Genomic DNA, 763 nt, shown 5'->3' with positions numbered 1-763 from the left:
AAAGGAGCTGTCCATTTTTTTTCAATATTTCTTGTTGCCAGGTAGACCAGTTTCCTGTAAAGAGGCTGGGTTGCCTGAACCGAATATCGAAGAAGAACAAGGCGGAGTAAGTGTCACTTTTCTAAAAGATATTTATACAGAAGAAATTCTGAAAACCTACAAGCTTGAATCCCGGCACATAAAAGCTTTATTATTTATGAAAGAAAATGTCAGGATTAATAATAAAGAATATCAAGAACTTTTTGAAATCTCAAAGAGGATGGTATCTTATGATTTACAAATTCTTGTTGATAGGAATTTTATAACTAAAATAGGTTCCACATGAAAGGGAACCTACTATATTCTCCAAAGGGGCAATAAAGGAGCAAAAAGGCCTCTAAAGGGGCAATAAAGATGCAATTACCTCTAAGAATATTTAATCTATTGTAAATAAGTGATTTGAATGTTTTTAAGCAGCCAGCATGTCGGCTAAAAGCTTTAAATCTTCTATTAACTGGTTCCAATTCTGTACTATAGGGTTCAATTAGGTGGTTAAAGTCCATCTTTCTGTACTGAATATCAATTTCTATATTTATTAATTGGATATTCCGGTGATGCTCCGGAATAATTTTTCCAGCCAGCTACATTTATTTTCTAAAGGGTTCAGCATCCGCCAGAACGACAGATGCCTAAAAGGTAATCTTCAGAGGGGTCAGCTTAGTCCTGAATATACAGTTTGATCTTGCTACATTTGGTGGGACACTAAGTTAAGGGTAATAATTAT

Annotated in this window: 1 pseudogene; it reads left to right on the top strand. The window is 34.6% G+C overall.

Annotation, left to right across the window (positions count from 1 at the left end):
- Nucleotides 1-325: pseudogene (locus tag RM539_RS19890) on the top strand (hypothetical protein); the annotation flags it as partial.
- Between the last annotated feature and the right edge of the window lie 438 nt (nucleotides 326-763).

It is taken from the genome of Autumnicola musiva (genome assembly GCF_031846585.1).
Classification (GTDB): domain Bacteria; phylum Bacteroidota; class Bacteroidia; order Flavobacteriales; family Flavobacteriaceae; genus Autumnicola; species Autumnicola musiva.
The sequence above is the reverse complement of the archived record's forward strand: the minus strand, read 5'-3'. Positions and strand labels throughout refer to the sequence as shown.